Source organism: Candidatus Thiodiazotropha sp. LNASS1 (assembly GCF_964212655.1).
Classification (GTDB): domain Bacteria; phylum Pseudomonadota; class Gammaproteobacteria; order Chromatiales; family Chromatiaceae; genus Thiodiazotropha.
The window spans coordinates 3,599,467-3,614,872 of the sequence record NZ_OZ156465.1 but is presented as its reverse complement, the minus strand read 5'-3'; the positions used below and the strand labels follow the sequence as shown (position 1 = coordinate 3,614,872).

Sequence of the window (15,406 nt, the reverse complement as noted above, 5' to 3'; positions counted from 1 at the left end):
AAATCAATGCATAAAAAGGGATAGCCGGATTTTAAGGATATTTCTCCAACAATGGGAACAGGTAGACAGGAATGAGTGGACAACATACAGGCGAGAAAATTGTTCTGGCCAGCAACAATGCAGGCAAGGTTCGCGAAATCAACCAACTGCTTGCGAGTGAGCAGATCACGGTAGTCGCACAAAAGGAGTTTAATATTCCGGATGCGATCGAAGATGGACTCAGCTTTGTTGAGAACGCCATCAAAAAGGCACGTCATGCAGCAAGCCTGAGCGGGTTACCCGCCATAGCCGATGACTCAGGTATCGAAGTGGATGCCCTGAATGGCGCACCCGGAATCTATTCCGCCCGTTTCGCCGGCCCCGGCTCGACAGACGAGGCAAATCTGCAGAAACTGCTGGATCATCTCAAAGATATACCCGAGGAGCAGCGCAGTGCCAGATTCCAATGCCTGCTGGTCTATATGCGACACGCCGAGGATCCGACACCGATCATCTGCCAGGGCACATGGGAAGGGCGCATACTGCTCCAACCGCGGGGAGAAAACGGGTTTGGTTATGATCCGATCTTTTATGTCCCCACCCATGACTGCAGTTCTGCAGAACTCGCACCGGAAGTGAAAAACAGCCTGAGCCACCGGGGACAGGCTCTCAAAAAACTGCTGCACGCGTTGAGCGGCTAACCACTGCGGCACATATACGCTGCCGATTGTTTGAAAATTTTTGTGTCTTTTCCTGGCTTCTCCTGTTGGGAAGCGCCCCACTATCCTATGCTACAGGCTGATCTGCAGCCTCTGCGAGAACCCGCGGACCAGGGTTTCGCAGCGCGCGAAAAAAAGAATTCTGCGATCGCTACAACCCAACAAAGAGGACGTGATATAGAATCTTAAGGTTGCCTAAGCTTGAATTGTCGGCACATCGATCTGTCCAGCTTGCATCAGATCATTTTCCACCGTACCGACAGGTTGACGAATCACAGATCGCATAATAAATCCCATAAAGGAGATATCACATGTCAGTCGCAAAAGTTACTGAAATCATCGCTTCATCCAATAAGGGTTTTGATGATGCCGTCACCAAAGGCATCAAACGCGCCAACAAGACGCTGAAAAACATCAAGGGGGCCTGGGTCAAGGATCAACAGGTATCCGTCAGTAACGGCAAGGTCACCGAGTACCGCGTTACATTGAAGGTCACTTTCGTATTGAAAGACTGACCCGCTATCCGGCCGGATTTCCAGGGAGGATTACACCGAAATGAATTTAGTTAACATACGATAGGAGAGTAGACAATGGGGCTGTTTGATTTCGCCGCAAATTTGGGAAAAAAACTGTTTGGCAAGGATGACGATCCTGCTGAAAAGATAAAGCAGCAGATCGAATCGGACAATCCGGGCATCAAGGACCTGGATGTCAGTTTTGATGATGGCAAGGTGGTATTGTCAGGCAACGCGGAAAGTGCCGAAGCCCTGGAAAAGACGGTCCTGATCGCCGGCAATGTTCAGGGTGTCAGTGAAGTCACCGCCGATGCTGTCACCGCACCACAACAACAGGCCAAGGTAGAGTACTATACGATTGAGAGCGGCGATACGCTTTCAGCAATCGCCAGACGCTTTCTCGGCAAGGCGTCCGATTACCCGAAAATCTTCGAAGCAAATCGCGAGGTCATCAAAGATCCCAACCTGATCTACCCCGGCCAGAAGATCCGTATACCATTGGATTGATTCAAAGCGTCGATCAAGCGGTATCAACATATTGGTTGAATCCCCGGTCTGCCGGGGATCGCCGATACATATCAACACCCCTGATCCCAATCTTTTCAGGGCCCGTTAACACCCATCCCAATCAGCCCTAACCGTAAACAATGGCCGGCAGCCAGGTTGCCAGTTGCGGCCAGTAGGCCAACAGCCCCAGCATAACCAGCTGAATCACTATGAACGGCGCCACGCCACGGTAGATGGCGCCTGTGGTCACCTCTCTCGGGGCGACACCACGAAGATAGAAGAGTGCGAAACCGAATGGCGGTGTCAGAAAGGAGGTTTGCAGATTCAAGGCGATCATCACACCCAACCAGACCGGATCGAGCCCCATGGAGAGGAGGATCGGACCGACGATCGGTACCACGACGAAGGTGATTTCGATGAAGTCGAGGATGAAACCGAGCAGGAACATCACCAGCATCACGACCACCATGGCGCCGATCACACCGCCCGGCAGATCGGTCAGCAGTTCAGTCACCAGTTCGTCACCGCCGAATCCACGAAAAACCAGAGAAAAGAGGGAGGCGCCAATGAAAATCATGAACACCATGCTGGTGACCTTGGTGGTGCCGCTCATCACATCCTTCAGAGTCTTCAAAGTAAACTGGCGCTGGCCGATCGCCAGTAATATGGCACCTATGGCACCGACGGAGGCCGCCTCGGTGGGTGTAGCCAGGCCGCCGAGTATGGAACCGAGCACAGCGACGATCAGTAGCAGGGGCGGCATCAGCACCTTGAACACCCGCATCAGGAGTTGCTGTTCCTGTTCCCGCTCGGCACGGGGAATGGCAGGCACCGAATCCGGTTTGACGAAGGCGACGATGACCAGGTAGATAAGGTAGAGCATCACCAACAGCAGGCCCGGGATCATCGCACCAACGAACAGATCGCCAACGGAGACCGTATCCGGGGAAAAGATCCCCATGTTCAGTTGCGCCTGCTGGTAGGCGGCGGAGAGCACATCGCCCAGCAAGACCAGAATAATGGAAGGCGGAATGATCTGGCCGAGGGTACCGGCGGCACAGATAACACCACTTGAAATCGCCGGATGGTAGTTGCGTCTCAGCATGGTCGGCAGCGACAGCAAACCCATCGTGACCACCGTAGCACCTACAATGCCGGTACTTGCCGCCAGCAACATACCGACCAGGGTTACCGATATACCGAGCCCACCCCGCAGTGGACCGAACAGGGCGGCCATGGTATCGAGCAGATTTTCCGCCACCCGGGAACGCTCGAGCATGACCCCCATGAAAACGAACAGCGGCACCGCGATTAATGTTTCGTTGGTCATGATGCCGTACAAGCGATTGGGCAGGGCCTGCAGGAAGGCATCGTCGAAATAGCCGTTCAGGCTGCCGAACCAGGCGAATGCCAATGCGGTGCCGCCGAGGGAAAAGGCAACCGGATAGCCCAGCAGCAACACCAGACAGACCACCAGAAACAGTATCAACGGCAGATACTCAGCCATCGCTTCCCGCCTCCACCTCGTCAACCCTGCCCATCAGGCGTGACAGGCTGCGGATGACCGTACTGATTCCTTGAATCAGCAACAAACCCGCCATCATCAGAATCAGGCTCTTGAACAGATACACCCCATCCAGGCCACCGGCCTCCCTGGAACCCTCTCGCAGCGACCAGGACTGAACCACATAATCCCAACTGATCAGGAAGATAAACAGACACACCGGCATTAAAAGCAAGAGGCTGCCGAGCATATCGATCCATGCCTGTCTCTGCGGTGAGAAACGCTGGAAGAAGATATCGACCCGGACATGCCCTTCATGTTTCAGGGTATAGGCGGCACCCACCAGAAACAGCGCCCCATGCATGAAAGTGACCGACTCCTGCAGCCAGATCCAGCCCAGGTCGAAGACGTAACGCAACACGACTACGGCAAAGGTGACCAGCACCATGAACAGGCTCAGCCAGGATACGGCACGTCCCAACCATTCATTGATGAGTTCGAAGAGCGAGGCAATCCGTTCGAGTAGCGATATAACGCCTTTCATGAAGTGTTTCGAACCGTTACCAACGCATCAATATCCATTGCGGTACAGAAATATTGGTGGGGTCGGTGGAACGGGAATCGAATTCACCATCTCCATCCCGATCGACCATATAGTAGGGTGGGCCGGCGTCAGGCTGGACCTTTACCATATAGAGCTGGCCATTGATCCGGTATTCATAGATAGTCCCCTCCTCCCGCTTGATAATCGTCACTTCGGGTTCGATCACCTCACCGTCGACGACCAGTTCGGGCAGGGGCACCTGTGGAGGTTCAGGTGCGCCCTGATCCTCCGCTGCTGTTAATCCGGCGGAACTCAGCACCAGACTGAGCAACGCCGGAATGATCGCATAACTATGATTAGACATCTTCTCCCTCCTGGGAGGTGCATCAACTTCTAGCCGGCTATTCCCGGTAACACCGGATATCCTCTATGCAGAGTCTATCAGCCACCGAGGTTAGAGTTCGAGCAGAATCTCCTGCTCCGCGGGAGAGGGTTCAAAACGGCGTGTCTCGTAATGGGCGAAAATTGCGTCCACCACCTCTTTAGGTTGATTGCAGACCTGCACCAGATCGAGATCCTCGGGGCTGATGGTGCCTGCCGTACACAGAGTATCGCGGAACCAATCGAGCAATCCCTGCCAGAACGCCCCGTCAACCAGGATGATCGGAATCTTACGGGTCTTGCCGGTCTGAACCAGCGTCAGTATCTCCGCCATCTCATCCAGTGTGCCGAAACCGCCCGGGAGTACCACATAGGCCGATGCATGTTTCACAAACATCACCTTGCGGGCAAAAAAGTGGCGGAAGTTGAGAGCAATATCCTGATAGGGGTTCCCGGCCTGCTCCATGGGGAGTTGGATATTCAGGCCGATGCTGGTGGATTTCCCCTCGAAGGCCCCCTTATTCGCCGCTTCCATGATCCCGGGGCCGCCACCGCTGACCACGGAGAATCCACTGTCGGACAACAGTCGTGCAATCTCTTCCGCCAGGGCATAATGGTGATGATCACGCGGGGTGCGTGCGGAGCCGAAAAAACTGACTGAAGGACTTATCTGAGCCAGCTGCTCAAAGCCTTCGACGAACTCCGCCATTATCTGGAATACCCGCCAGGACTCTCGGGTCAGCTGACGTTCATTGCCTCCCCTGGGGGTACGGCGCCGGTCTCTTGTCATCGCCATCAGATGTTCACTCGTTCTCGTTTTATACAGCGACATGAAATACGCATCATAGCAAGCAAGACATCCTGTTGAAATGGACCCCGTCACTGCGTAACCTTCCGCCTTTCGATTTCAATCCCTCTAACCTGGACTACCTACAAGACTGCAACCCATGTCTGATCTCAATCCGCGTCAACAAGCAGCGGTCAACTATATCGATGGCCCACTGTTGGTGCTCGCCGGAGCGGGCAGCGGCAAGACGCGGGTGATCACCGCCAAGATCGCCCATCTGATAAAACGTTGTGCAATCGATCCAAGATCTATCACGGCGGTCACCTTCACCAACAAGGCGGCAAGGGAGATGAAGCAGCGCGTGGCTGGCATGATAGGCCTCGAAAACGGCGCGGGCCCGGCCATCTCCACCTTTCACACCCTGGGCCTCAATATCATACGCCGGGAGTTGAAGCGAATGGATTACAAGGCCGGCTTCTCCATCTTCGACCAACAGGACAGCGACACCCTGCTCAAAGAGCTGTTGCGTAAAGGAAACCTGGGAGATGAGTCTGAGCTCAATGCAATCCAGTGGGCCATCTCGGGCTGGAAAAACGACCTGATAACCCCTGAACAGGCACTGAGTGGCGCAGAGGACGATTTGCAGGCCAGGAAGGCGCATCTCTATGCCGCCTATCAGCGAAACCTGAAGGCCTTCAATGCCGTCGATTTCGATGACCTGATCCTGCTGCCCGTGAGCCTTTTTCGGCAACATCCGGATGCCCTCGAAACCTGGCAGAACCGGATCCGCTATCTGTTGGTTGACGAGTATCAGGACACCAACCAGGCCCAGTATGAACTGGTCAAGCTACTGGTCGGTGTGCGTGCCGCGTTCACCGTTGTCGGTGACGATGACCAGTCTATCTATGCCTGGCGTGGTGCCCGCCCGGAAAACCTGGCAAAGCTGCAGTCCGATTTCAGGCAATTGAAATTGATAAAACTTGAGCAGAACTACCGCTCCAGCGGACGGATCCTGCGTTCGGCAAACCACCTGATCAGCAACAATCCCCATGTGTTCGACAAGCGGCTCTGGAGCGATCTCGGCCCAGGCCCGGAATTACGTGTGCTCGAATGCCGCAACGAGGCGCAGGAGGCGGAGAAGGTAGTCTCGGAGATCATCCATCTGAAGTTCACGGCAAAGGCCGCCAACAGTGATTTCGCAATCCTCTATCGCGGCAATCACCAGGCGAGGCAGTTCGAACAGGCGCTGCGCAGTCATAATATCCCCTATTTTCTCAGCGGCGGCACCTCGTTCTTCGCACGCACCGAGGTGAAAGATGTCATGGCCTACCTCAGACTGCTGGCAAATCCCGACGACGACAGCGCCTTTCTGCGGATCATCAACACGCCGCGCCGGGAGATAGGTCCCAATACCCTTGAAAAACTCAGCGCCTATGCCCGTCAACGGGAAACAGGCCTGCTACCGGCCTGCCGCGAGTTGGGACTGCAGAGGGTGTTGAATCAGCGCGCTTATGATCGCTTACAACAATTTAACCGGCTGATAGAGGCACGCGCAAGTGAGGCTGAGAACAGCCCGGTGGAGGCGGTCCGCGGTCTGGTGCGGGAGATCGATTACGAAGATTGGATCAGGGCCAACGCCAGCAGCGACAGCGTGGCGGACAGGCGCATGGAAAACGTCAACGATCTGTTGGAGTGGATCAAAGCCCTCTACAACGGTGAGCTGCAGGAGAAGAGCCTGGAGGAGATGGTCAATCACCTGACCCTGATGGACCTGTTGGAGCGGCAGAATGAGGAGGAGCAGCAGGACCAGGTCCACCTGATGACCCTGCATGCCGCCAAGGGACTTGAGTTTCCCCACGTCTTCCTGGTCGGTATGGAAGAGGAGCTACTGCCCCATCGCAGCAGTATCGAGGAAGAGAACATCGAGGAGGAGCGCCGCCTGGCCTATGTGGGCATCACCCGCGCACGACGCAGCCTGACCCTCACTTATGCCGCCAAACGCAAGCGCTTCGGCGAGATGATCCCCTGCGAGCCGAGCCGCTTCCTGCAGGAACTACCCGAAGAGGACCTCAGCTGGGAGGGCCGCAACAGCCAGCTCAGCCAGGAGGAGAAGCAGCAACGGGGATCGGCCCATCTGGCCAACCTGAAATCCCTGCTTTCATAACAGGCTGTATGAGGCCGTTTTTGATAAGCGTCCGCAAATGAACGCGAATTAACGCAAATGATATTTTATTGCCACGCAGCCGCGTAGGGTGCGGCTTGCCCATCAATTAATCATGACAATATGCCCCGGCAAGCGTGAGATACACCGCACGATAGGCACATTGAGAACATTTGCGTTCATTTGCGGACTGTAAACTGCCTTAGTGGGTGAGCACCCAGCTGACGATAGTGCGGATATTGTCATCGGAGACATGGGCATTGGGCGGCATCGGTACCTGGCCCCAGGCTCCCACACCACCGCTTTTCACCTTGGCCACCAGCATATCCAGGGCGCCAGCGTCACCTTTGTACTTGGCGGCGACCTCTGTGTAGGCGGGACCGACCACTTTGGTTGCGACCTGGTGACAGGCCATGCAGCCGGACTGGGTGGCCAGGGCCAGCGCATCGCCACCCGCGGCAGGCGCGGCTTCTGCGGCTGTTGCGGCTTCAGCAGCGGGGGCATCCTCGGTTGCCGGGGCCTCTGCAGCAGGCGCTTCAGCGGCAGCGGTCTGGGTTGCCGGCGCGGCGGCGGGTTTGGCCTCGCCCGCCACGCTCACCTTACCGATAGGGGCAATTCTTTCGAGCACATCCGCCCGCTCCTCGGCCATCAGTTGACTGGTTAGTCCCGCCAGGGCGATGAGGACAGACAGGGATACGGCTTTAATCTTCACGGGCTCTTCCTCCGTTGTTACTCTTGAGGCCAGTGGCCTGGGCTGTTCGCAAAACCCGACAATTATACCCACAGGCGGCAAAAAGTTCGAACCGACTCTATCCCGGGCTGTCATCCTTCTGATTCGGGGCGGTCGATTATGGGTTGGACGCCGCCAGCGCCTGTCGTTACACTACGCTTCCTATTCAGCGCCCGTAGCTCAGCTGGATAGAGTACCGCCCTCCGAAGGCGGGGGTCACAGGTTCAAATCCTGTCGGGCGCGCCATTTCCATCAAGGGACGGATATTCCCCGACAGCCGGAAAATCAGCGGAATCGCGCAAAAACCGCATTGAGCGTTACACGTTCAGGAATACCCGATAGAACCCATATTGGAGGCGGATTTGTTTGATAAGGGTGTATTTCTTGATGTGGGCTCCGTCGACCCTAGTGACATCGTCTGGTCGCCACTCAAAGCCATGGCCCGCCATTGGGGCTGGCATCGGGCTACTGCATCCCGACAGACAATGGAACGGATCATCGATGCCGAACTGGTGATCAGCAACAAGGTGGTGCTCGATCATTCCCAGTTAATCGCCTGCCGAAATCTCAAGCTGATCTGTATCGCTGCGACCGGAAGCAACAATGTGGACCTTGAAGCGGCCGCCGAACTCGGCATCGCTGTAACAAACGTTACCGGCTACGCCACCCCCTCGGTGGTACAACACGTATTTTCACTGATTCTCTCTCTCGCTACTCAACAACAGAATTATCAGAAAGCGGTCACAAGAGGCGACTGGCAGCGAGCAAACCATTTCTGTTTCCTTGACTACCCCATCTGGGAGTTATCGGGTAAATGCATGGGCATCCTGGGCTACGGCGAACTTGGCCGTGGGGTGGGCCGGTTGGCCAAGGCATTCGGTATGAACGTGTTGGTGGCCCAGCGGCCTGGCAGCGGACCAAGCCCCGAACGCGTACCTTTGGATGAGCTGTTGCCCCAGGTGGACGTGCTTTCACTGCATGTCCCCTTGACACCGAACACCCGCAACCTGATCGGCACCCGCGAACTGGCCTTGATGCAGCCTCATGCCCTGTTGATCAATACCGCCCGCGGTGGCATCGTGGATGAATCAGCACTGGCGGAAGCATTGGTTAACGGCAAGCTTGGCGGGGCCGGAATAGACGTGCTTGTCGCGGAACCGCCGGTAGACGGCAATCCGTTGCTCGACCCTGAGGTCCCCAATCTGATTGTCACACCCCATATCGCCTGGGCCAGCCGTGAAGCAAGGCAGCGGCTGGTCGATGACGTGACTGTCAATATCCAGGCCTTTCTAGCCGGTAAGATTCGCAATCGCGTCGTATAGCGCAATCATCTTGAAGCTGTATGGAGATATGCCGGATCAAGATCAATCGTTTTGAATATAACCATGCATAACCTGCCCAGCCCGGGATCCGCCTACATTCAGCCATCTCTGCATCATCCAGCATTGTGATGTTGTCAATAGGCTTATACTTGGTCCAGATATGAAGTTTTTCCTATCTAAACTTTGGCATACACAATATTAGAATAAGCCGACCTGTTATTTATTTAGGTGAGAATGTGTGAACCTTCGATTCAGACTCAATCTTATCGTGACACTGGTACTGTTGATCATCCTTGTTATCAGCGCCATACAGGCGATCAATAACGCACGGGAAAACGTCCGTGCCGAATTGGCGTCAGCGATGGTGTTTGCCGCGCATATGCTGGCGGCAGAGCTACGGCATGTTTATCAGACCGAGGAGCTCAGACAGCAACAGCCTGCCCCATTCAAGTTGGATCGGTTGGTAAATGTTCGTCATCTTCAGATCGCTTTTTACGACCTTCAGAATAATCTGGTTGAAAGTAACGACATAACATCCCCGGAAAACAGCGACTCCACTCCTGATTGGTTCAAACAACTGATGCAGACAGCGTTGCGGGACATAACCAAGAAACGACTGCCCGTCTATGTCAATACGGCCAAACAGGGGGAGCTTGTCATCAGTCCGGAGCCGAACAGCGAAATTGCGGAGGCGTGGGAAGAAACCAAAATGTTGCTGACGATGATTTCTCTGGTATTCCTGGCTGTAAACATAATGGTTTATATTGTTGTATCACATGCACTGAGACCGATTTCACATATCACAAAGGCTTTGTCCGACATTGAGTCAGGGCAGCTTGGAACGCGTCTCCCAATCTTCAAGCTTCCTGAAATGGCGGGTATCAGCCACAAGTTCAATACGATGGCATCGACATTGCAAAGCAGCATCCGGGATAACCATCGCCTGACCCAGCAGATCATATCCCTGCAAGAGGCAGAGCGAAAAAGTCTTGCGCAAGAGCTACACGATGAGATAGGTCAGCATTTGACAGCGATACATGTTGACGCATCAGTGATACAGCAATCCAAGGATCTATCATCCAGTATAAAAAGCGCCCAGGCAATCGATGAGGTTGCGTGCCAAATGATCGTGATTCTGAGAAGCATGTTAAAGCGCCTGAGACCCGGTGGTCTTGATGAGTTAAGCTTCATTGAAGCGCTGCAAGAGCTCATCAATTCCTGGCAAGAACGGCATTCACAGACAGATCTCACATATCATATACAGGGACAGTTTTCCGCACTTGACGAAACCATGCAGTTGACCCTGTACCGTATTCTGCAGGAATGCCTGACAAATATCAGTCGTCACTCAAAGGCCACTGAAATCAGGATTGAATTGGAGGAATGCACGACAACCTATGAACTTGAGGTGGCAGATAACGGAGAGGGTTTTGACATGTCGGAGCAGAGACCCGGTTTCGGCCTGTCAGGGATGCAGCAACGGGTCAGCAGTGTGAATGGTCTGATCGATATCAATAGCAGACCTGGAGAGGGCGTGATCATCCGGGTAAGCATCCCTAAGCAAGGAGAAGTCATGTGAGTCAGACCATCAACGTCCTGCTGGCGGACGATCACGTCGTTGTCAGGTCCGGGCTGACCAGACTACTGGAACAAAACAGCGACATGGTCGTGATAGGTAAAGCTGAGAATGGTGAGCAAGCCTACCGATTATACAGTGAATCCATGCCTGATGTATTGGTTATGGATGTGTCGATGCCCGGCATGGGAGGTCTCGAGGCTTTGAGACGAATTATAGGACGTTGGCCCGATGCGAAGATTATCATGTACAGCATGCATGAAAACATCACCTACGCAATCCAGTCAATGGCAGCCGGCGCCATGGGATATGTCGCAAAATCAGGGTCTACAAACGATCTGATAAATGCCGTGCGGCAAGCGAGTATTGGGAAAAGTTTTTTGAGCACGGATATGGCTCAGAAAGTAGCCCTGCATAGTGAGACCGGCGATCATGATCCCACGCGAAGACTGACAACAAGGGAATTTGAAGTGTTCCGTCTGTTGGCAAAAGGCAACACTGTTGAGGAGATAGCCAGCCACCTGGATATTGGACACAAGACCGTCGCCAATTATCAAACGAGCATCAAACAAAAGCTCGGCATTAACTCCCCTGTCGAACTTGTTCGACTCGCAATTAGATATGGAGTCATACCGAAAGCGTAGATATCACTTCCAATTCATGCGGCATAAGTCAGGGCCTGTTATCAGGCCCAGAGGCATTAACGTCGAAAACCGATTTCCATCGTAAAGAAATCCGGATTCAATGCACTCAGGGGTTCGCGCAGTTTTTCGATCTCGGAGGCAGGCGCATGAATCTCCAACCGGGTGATATCAGCGATCTTCAAGGCCTGATCCAGCAGTGCGCTCACGTTATCGAGATGTGCAAGTATCCCCTCCGCATCGATATAGCCTTCGCGGCAGTGCGCCTGCATGCCATTGAAACTGAAACCGTAGTGCATACATCTGGGCTCTGTCCCGGTTTTCTCCACAAACTGCTCACCAAGGTCACGAAACTCATCAAGTTTTCCTTCGTGGATCTTGAAGTACGGGACCAAGGTACAGCAGGGGTCGCTCAGTGCCATGGTTGTTCTCCTTAGATGGTTGTCGTCTGCTTATGCCTGTTAACAGGCCCTAATTATCCGCAATGTCTCATCAATTCGGTGCGGCAAGCCGCACCCTAGGTGACTTATCCTTCAAAGTCGTAACGCAGGGTCAAGCCGGCATAGACATCCCGGTCAGGCGCCGGTTCGAAATAGCGTCCGCCAAAAGCGTTGATGCGCACATTCCCGTTGTATTGCTTATCGAACATATTATTCACACCGACGAAGGGTGAAATTTCCCAGGGACCGATAAATTTGCTATAGCCGAGACGCAGGTCGGCCACGGTATAGGAATCATTGGTGACCGTATTCGCGTTATTGGCGTAGATCTCATCCACATAGAGGGCGGTAAACTGGCTGTATATACCGTTGGGATGGGTATAGGTGAAATCGGCGCTGAGTAGATTTTCGGGAACACCGGGAATGACATTGCCGCTGAAATCGTTGCCGTTGTCATCGATGAACTCATCAAACTCAAAGTCAGAATAGGTATAGGCCAGGGTAGCGATCAGATATTTAATCGGTTCAAACACCAACTGAGCCTCCAATCCGTTGCGTCTCGATTCACCCGCGTTCTCATAGAATTCGGTATCATCAATCTCAAAAGGAACCAACTCGTCTGTGACATCCATAGTGAACAGAGCCAGGTCATAACGGACCTCGCCCCCCAGCACGCCCTTGACGCCGATTTCATAACTGGTGGCAACCTGTGGATCGAGCTCCTGGTTGAAGCCGGCACCGTCGGGGTCACGCAGCTCGACAGCCGTGGGCGATTCGAAGGAGCGGGAAATATTGGCATATAGATTGAGTCCGGGCCTGGGTGTGTAGCGCAGTCCCAGGGTCGGGCTGAACTTACGGAAGCTGCGATCGCCGGAGTCGTCGCCATTACTGAGAAAGTTGTCATCCACATCGAAGTCAAGACGGTCGTAACGCCCACCCAATGTGAGCTCCATCTGTTCGCTGATGCTGTATTCGTTCTGTATGTAGACGCCGATACTGTCGACCTGTTCGTCCTGGTCCTGAATCTTCGTGCCCAGGCTGTCGCCCGCCAGCAGAAATCGCTTGCGCTCATCCTCCTGACGATCAAGATCGACTCCCAACGTAAGCCGGTTGGCGTGTCCCGAGAAGGGAGCGGTATGGGTATACTGTGCTCCACCGCCAAACGCAAAACGATCCAACAGAATGCCATGACCGGTCGCCCCGATAGGCAGACGGTTGGCAAGGTCACGGGAGACATAGTAGTTGCGCACGCGCAGCTCACCACGCTCACCCAGCGGCCTGTCGTAGACAAAACCGAGCCTTGTCTGCTCCAGCTTCTCGCCGGAATCGAGGCTGAGGTTGCGGGTCCATGCCTGGGTCGGATCCTCGTCGACCAGGGCCTCTGTCAGGCCGCCGGGATCGTCGGCCTGGGGCGAGTCGGTGTAGTTGAGTACGGTGGTGAGGCGGCCGCCGCCGGCGAAATCGAAGCCGAATTTACTGTTGAGGGCGCTGAGCTCTGTGGCGCTGTGTTCCCGATAGCCGTCATAACTCAGATCGGAGATGTTGAGCAGATAGTCGAAGCGTTCATGCTTGCCGCCAAACTTGAGTTGGTGCTTCTGAAATCCATCTTCGCCAAAGGTTGGGCGAAAGGAGATGAAGGGGGTATCGGGCGGCTGCTCGGACTCGATCAGCAACGCACCTCCCGAAGCGTTGCCATAGAGGGCGGAGACGGGCCCGCGGATCACCTGCATGTTACCGATTGAGCCGATATCGATACTATCCACATTGGCCTGGCCGTCCGGCAGGGTTTCGGGGATACCGTCCACCAATACCTTGATGCCGCGGATACCGAAGGCGGAGCGGGCGCCAAAGCCGCGGATGGAGACACGCAGATCCTGGGCGAAATTATAGCGGTTCTGCATGAAGATACCCGGTACCTTGGCAAGGGATTCGTCCAGACCCAGCTGCGGCTCGGCAAACTGGATCTCCTCCTGCTGCACGATGCCGACAGCGGCGGGCACGGTCTCCAGTGATTTTTCGACCCGCGTGGCGGTGACCGAGATATCGTCCAGGGCGGTCGCTCTACCGGCTTCATCGGCAATGGCGACGCTGAATCGGAAGGCAATGAATATTAATACGGCGGGTAGTAGAGTTTGACGAACATCAGGCATCGTGTTTGACTCCGATAGAATGGACGGCTTGTATATCCTTATAAATAATCCAGTTGTCTTAGTGGTGCCAAGGGATATTTTCCCGACAACTACCGACCGGGGGTTCCCATGACCCTGACACATCGCCTGATATTGCTGGTGATCGTAATCGTCATGAGTATGCTCGCCAGTGGCGCCTACTATGCGATTGACGCCACGCGCGACAATATTTCAGACGAGATCAAGTCGAGTGCCCGCCTGACCATGCAACTGATGAGCGCAGCCCTGATCAGCGGCACTGCCGAGAACCAACCGGCGGAGCAGCAGATCCTGATCAGCCATCTTCAGCGGCTGAACGATATCCGCCACCTCAACATCGCAGTGGTTCGTGGTGACGGCACGATCATCTATCCATTCAGCGAACGCCAACAGGCACGCCAACTGAGTGTGCCCAGATGGTTCATCGATCTGGTTAAACCGCCGCCGGCGGAGTATCGCAAGCGTATCGCCAGCCCTCTGATCGGTACCAGCGAGATCGTTATCCTGGCCGATCCCACCGATGAGATCCAAGATGCATGGCGGGAAGCGCGTTCGATCGTTCTGCTCATCGTCTCCTTCACCATTCTCTGCATCATTCTGATGGCCATCATCATCCGCCGCTCGCTGCAGCCGGTAAACGAGATCAGCACCGGCCTTGGAATCATTCAGTCGGGGGACTATGCCGCCCGTCTGCCCCATTTCAACCTGCCAGAACTCAATCGCCTGTCTCAGCAGTTCAACCACATGGCGCAGGTGCTTGATGAACAGCAGAGAGAAAACCGACAGCTGAACAAGCGGCTGCTGTCGGTACAGGAGTCGGAGCGTCGCCACCTGTCGCGGGAATTGCATGACGAACTGGGACAATCCATCAGCGCCATCAAAGCGATGGCGGTGACCCTCAAGCTGCAAGCCGACGGAAAACCGGAGAGTGCCAATGCCATCATTGGTGTCTGCAACCATATGTATAGCGTGGTACGGGACATGATGAACCGCCTGCGACCGGTAGCTCTGGAGGAGCTGGGGATGGTAACGGCAATCGAGCGGTTGGTGGACGGCTGGAACGACCGCCAGGAGGAGTGTTTCTGCGCCCTCACAATCAGCGACAACTTCGATGGGGTAGACGAGGATACGGCGATCACCCTTTATCGCATCGTGCAGGAGGCACTGACCAATGTGGCCAAGCATGCCGCCGCGGAAAAGATCGAGATTCGACTCGAACGGAATGCAGAAGATTTGATTGCTTTGTATATACGGGACGATGGACATGGCTTCGACCAAAGCAGCAAACACAAGGGCATGGGATTGCTGGGTATGCGTGAGCGGGTCGAGGCACTGAATGGGAAAATCTCCCTTGCCAGTGAACCTGATCAGGGTGTATCAATTGATATCCATCTACCCTTCACCCAGAAGACCGGCTGACAGAGGCAATTGC

General features: G+C 54.6%; 15 protein-coding genes and 1 tRNA gene. 9 read left to right on the top strand and 7 right to left on the bottom strand.

Translation table 11 applies throughout. The features are described 5' to 3' along the window. Positions 1-71 precede the first annotated feature (71 nt). The 3 genes from rdgB (at position 72) to lysM (ending at position 1,720) form a co-directional block, all read left to right on the top strand. Positions 72-680 carry an RdgB/HAM1 family non-canonical purine NTP pyrophosphatase gene (gene rdgB, locus AB8516_RS16005; RefSeq protein ID WP_369162134.1) on the top strand — a complete coding sequence of 203 codons (609 nt, stop codon included), beginning with the start codon at positions 72-74 and terminating at the stop codon, positions 678-680. Positions 681-1,009: 329 nt separating this feature from the next. Next, positions 1,010-1,213, top strand: coding sequence for a dodecin family protein (locus AB8516_RS16000; RefSeq protein WP_069121311.1), 204 nt, complete (start codon positions 1,010-1,012; stop codon positions 1,211-1,213). A gap of 75 nt (positions 1,214-1,288) precedes the next feature. After that, positions 1,289-1,720, top strand: coding sequence for a peptidoglycan-binding protein LysM (gene lysM, locus AB8516_RS15995; RefSeq protein WP_369162131.1), 432 nt, complete (start codon positions 1,289-1,291; stop codon positions 1,718-1,720). A 127-nt stretch (positions 1,721-1,847) separates the two neighbouring features. On the opposite strand, the gene AB8516_RS15990 is transcribed toward lysM, so the two are convergent. The 4 genes from AB8516_RS15990 to AB8516_RS15975 form a co-directional block, all read right to left on the bottom strand. Next, positions 1,848-3,227 (bottom strand): TRAP transporter large permease subunit, encoded by a 1,380-nt coding sequence (locus AB8516_RS15990; protein ID WP_369162129.1) that lies wholly within the window; start codon positions 3,225-3,227, stop codon positions 1,848-1,850. After that, a complete protein-coding gene (locus AB8516_RS15985) occupies positions 3,220-3,768 on the bottom strand; it encodes a TRAP transporter small permease subunit (RefSeq protein WP_108290142.1) in 549 nt (182 codons plus the stop codon). The genes AB8516_RS15990 and AB8516_RS15985 overlap by 8 nt, the downstream gene beginning before the upstream one ends. A gap of 16 nt (positions 3,769-3,784) precedes the next feature. Next, on the bottom strand, positions 3,785-4,132 hold the full coding sequence (locus AB8516_RS15980; protein ID WP_369162127.1) for a DUF2782 domain-containing protein: 348 nt from the start codon (positions 4,130-4,132) through the stop codon (positions 3,785-3,787). 90 nt (positions 4,133-4,222) lie between these two features. Beyond that, a complete protein-coding gene (locus tag AB8516_RS15975; protein ID WP_069121485.1) occupies positions 4,223-4,945 on the bottom strand; it encodes a TIGR00730 family Rossman fold protein in 723 nt (240 codons plus the stop codon). Positions 4,946-5,096: 151 nt separating this feature from the next. Between AB8516_RS15975 and rep the strand changes: the two genes are divergently transcribed. Then, on the top strand, positions 5,097-7,100 hold the full coding sequence (gene rep / locus AB8516_RS15970) for a DNA helicase Rep (protein ID WP_369162124.1): 2,004 nt from the start codon (positions 5,097-5,099) through the stop codon (positions 7,098-7,100). A 199-nt stretch (positions 7,101-7,299) separates the two neighbouring features. On the opposite strand, the gene AB8516_RS15965 is transcribed toward rep, so the two are convergent. After that, on the bottom strand, positions 7,300-7,809 hold the full coding sequence (locus tag AB8516_RS15965) for a c-type cytochrome (RefSeq protein ID WP_369162122.1): 510 nt from the start codon (positions 7,807-7,809) through the stop codon (positions 7,300-7,302). A gap of 187 nt (positions 7,810-7,996) precedes the next feature. Between AB8516_RS15965 and AB8516_RS15960 the strand changes: the two genes are divergently transcribed. From AB8516_RS15960 to AB8516_RS15945, 4 genes are all read left to right on the top strand, one after another. Further along, positions 7,997-8,073, top strand: a tRNA-Arg gene (locus AB8516_RS15960). A 116-nt stretch (positions 8,074-8,189) separates the two neighbouring features. Next, complete coding sequence (locus AB8516_RS15955; protein WP_369162120.1) at positions 8,190-9,149, top strand: 2-hydroxyacid dehydrogenase; 960 nt, start codon at positions 8,190-8,192, stop codon at positions 9,147-9,149. Positions 9,150-9,387: 238 nt separating this feature from the next. Continuing rightward, positions 9,388-10,728 carry an ATP-binding protein gene (locus AB8516_RS15950; RefSeq protein WP_369162118.1) on the top strand — a complete coding sequence of 447 codons (1,341 nt, stop codon included), beginning with the start codon at positions 9,388-9,390 and terminating at the stop codon, positions 10,726-10,728. After that, complete coding sequence (locus tag AB8516_RS15945) at positions 10,725-11,369, top strand: response regulator transcription factor (RefSeq protein WP_108290150.1); 645 nt, start codon at positions 10,725-10,727, stop codon at positions 11,367-11,369. Before AB8516_RS15950 ends, AB8516_RS15945 begins: the two co-directional genes overlap by 4 nt. A 56-nt stretch (positions 11,370-11,425) precedes the next feature. Here AB8516_RS15945 and AB8516_RS15940 read toward each other — a convergent pair whose 3' ends face one another. Both AB8516_RS15940 and AB8516_RS15935 read right to left on the bottom strand, forming a co-directional pair. Next, complete coding sequence (locus tag AB8516_RS15940; RefSeq protein WP_108290152.1) at positions 11,426-11,788, bottom strand: hypothetical protein; 363 nt, start codon at positions 11,786-11,788, stop codon at positions 11,426-11,428. 104 nt (positions 11,789-11,892) lie between these two features. After that, positions 11,893-13,956: a TonB-dependent receptor family protein gene (locus tag AB8516_RS15935; RefSeq protein WP_369162115.1), complete on the bottom strand. Its 2,064-nt coding sequence runs from the start codon at positions 13,954-13,956 to the stop codon at positions 11,893-11,895. A 108-nt stretch (positions 13,957-14,064) separates the two neighbouring features. Here AB8516_RS15935 and AB8516_RS15930 point away from each other — a divergent pair, with 108 nt between their 5' ends. Further along, complete coding sequence (locus AB8516_RS15930; protein ID WP_369162113.1) at positions 14,065-15,393, top strand: ATP-binding protein; 1,329 nt, start codon at positions 14,065-14,067, stop codon at positions 15,391-15,393. The last annotated feature ends 13 nt before the right edge of the window (positions 15,394-15,406 follow it).

Excerpts from the sequence above, each read along its gene's own strand:
- AB8516_RS15935 (WP_369162115.1), bottom strand. The coding sequence starts at position 13,956 with ATGCCTGATGTTCGTCAAACTCTACTACCCGCCGTATTAATATTCATT.
- AB8516_RS15980 (WP_369162127.1), bottom strand. The coding sequence starts at position 4,132 with ATGTCTAATCATAGTTATGCGATCATTCCGGCGTTGCTCAGTCTGGTG.
- AB8516_RS15930 (WP_369162113.1), top strand. The coding sequence starts at position 14,065 with ATGACCCTGACACATCGCCTGATATTGCTGGTGATCGTAATCGTCATG.
- AB8516_RS15985 (WP_108290142.1), bottom strand. The coding sequence starts at position 3,768 with ATGAAAGGCGTTATATCGCTACTCGAACGGATTGCCTCGCTCTTCGAA.
- AB8516_RS15975 (WP_069121485.1), bottom strand. The coding sequence starts at position 4,945 with ATGGCGATGACAAGAGACCGGCGCCGTACCCCCAGGGGAGGCAATGAA.
- rdgB (WP_369162134.1), top strand. The coding sequence starts at position 72 with ATGAGTGGACAACATACAGGCGAGAAAATTGTTCTGGCCAGCAACAAT.
- AB8516_RS16000 (WP_069121311.1), top strand. The coding sequence starts at position 1,010 with ATGTCAGTCGCAAAAGTTACTGAAATCATCGCTTCATCCAATAAGGGT.
- lysM (WP_369162131.1), top strand. The coding sequence starts at position 1,289 with ATGGGGCTGTTTGATTTCGCCGCAAATTTGGGAAAAAAACTGTTTGGC.
- AB8516_RS15940 (WP_108290152.1), bottom strand. The coding sequence starts at position 11,788 with ATGGCACTGAGCGACCCCTGCTGTACCTTGGTCCCGTACTTCAAGATC.
- AB8516_RS15990 (WP_369162129.1), bottom strand. The coding sequence starts at position 3,227 with ATGGCTGAGTATCTGCCGTTGATACTGTTTCTGGTGGTCTGTCTGGTG.
- rep (WP_369162124.1), top strand. The coding sequence starts at position 5,097 with ATGTCTGATCTCAATCCGCGTCAACAAGCAGCGGTCAACTATATCGAT.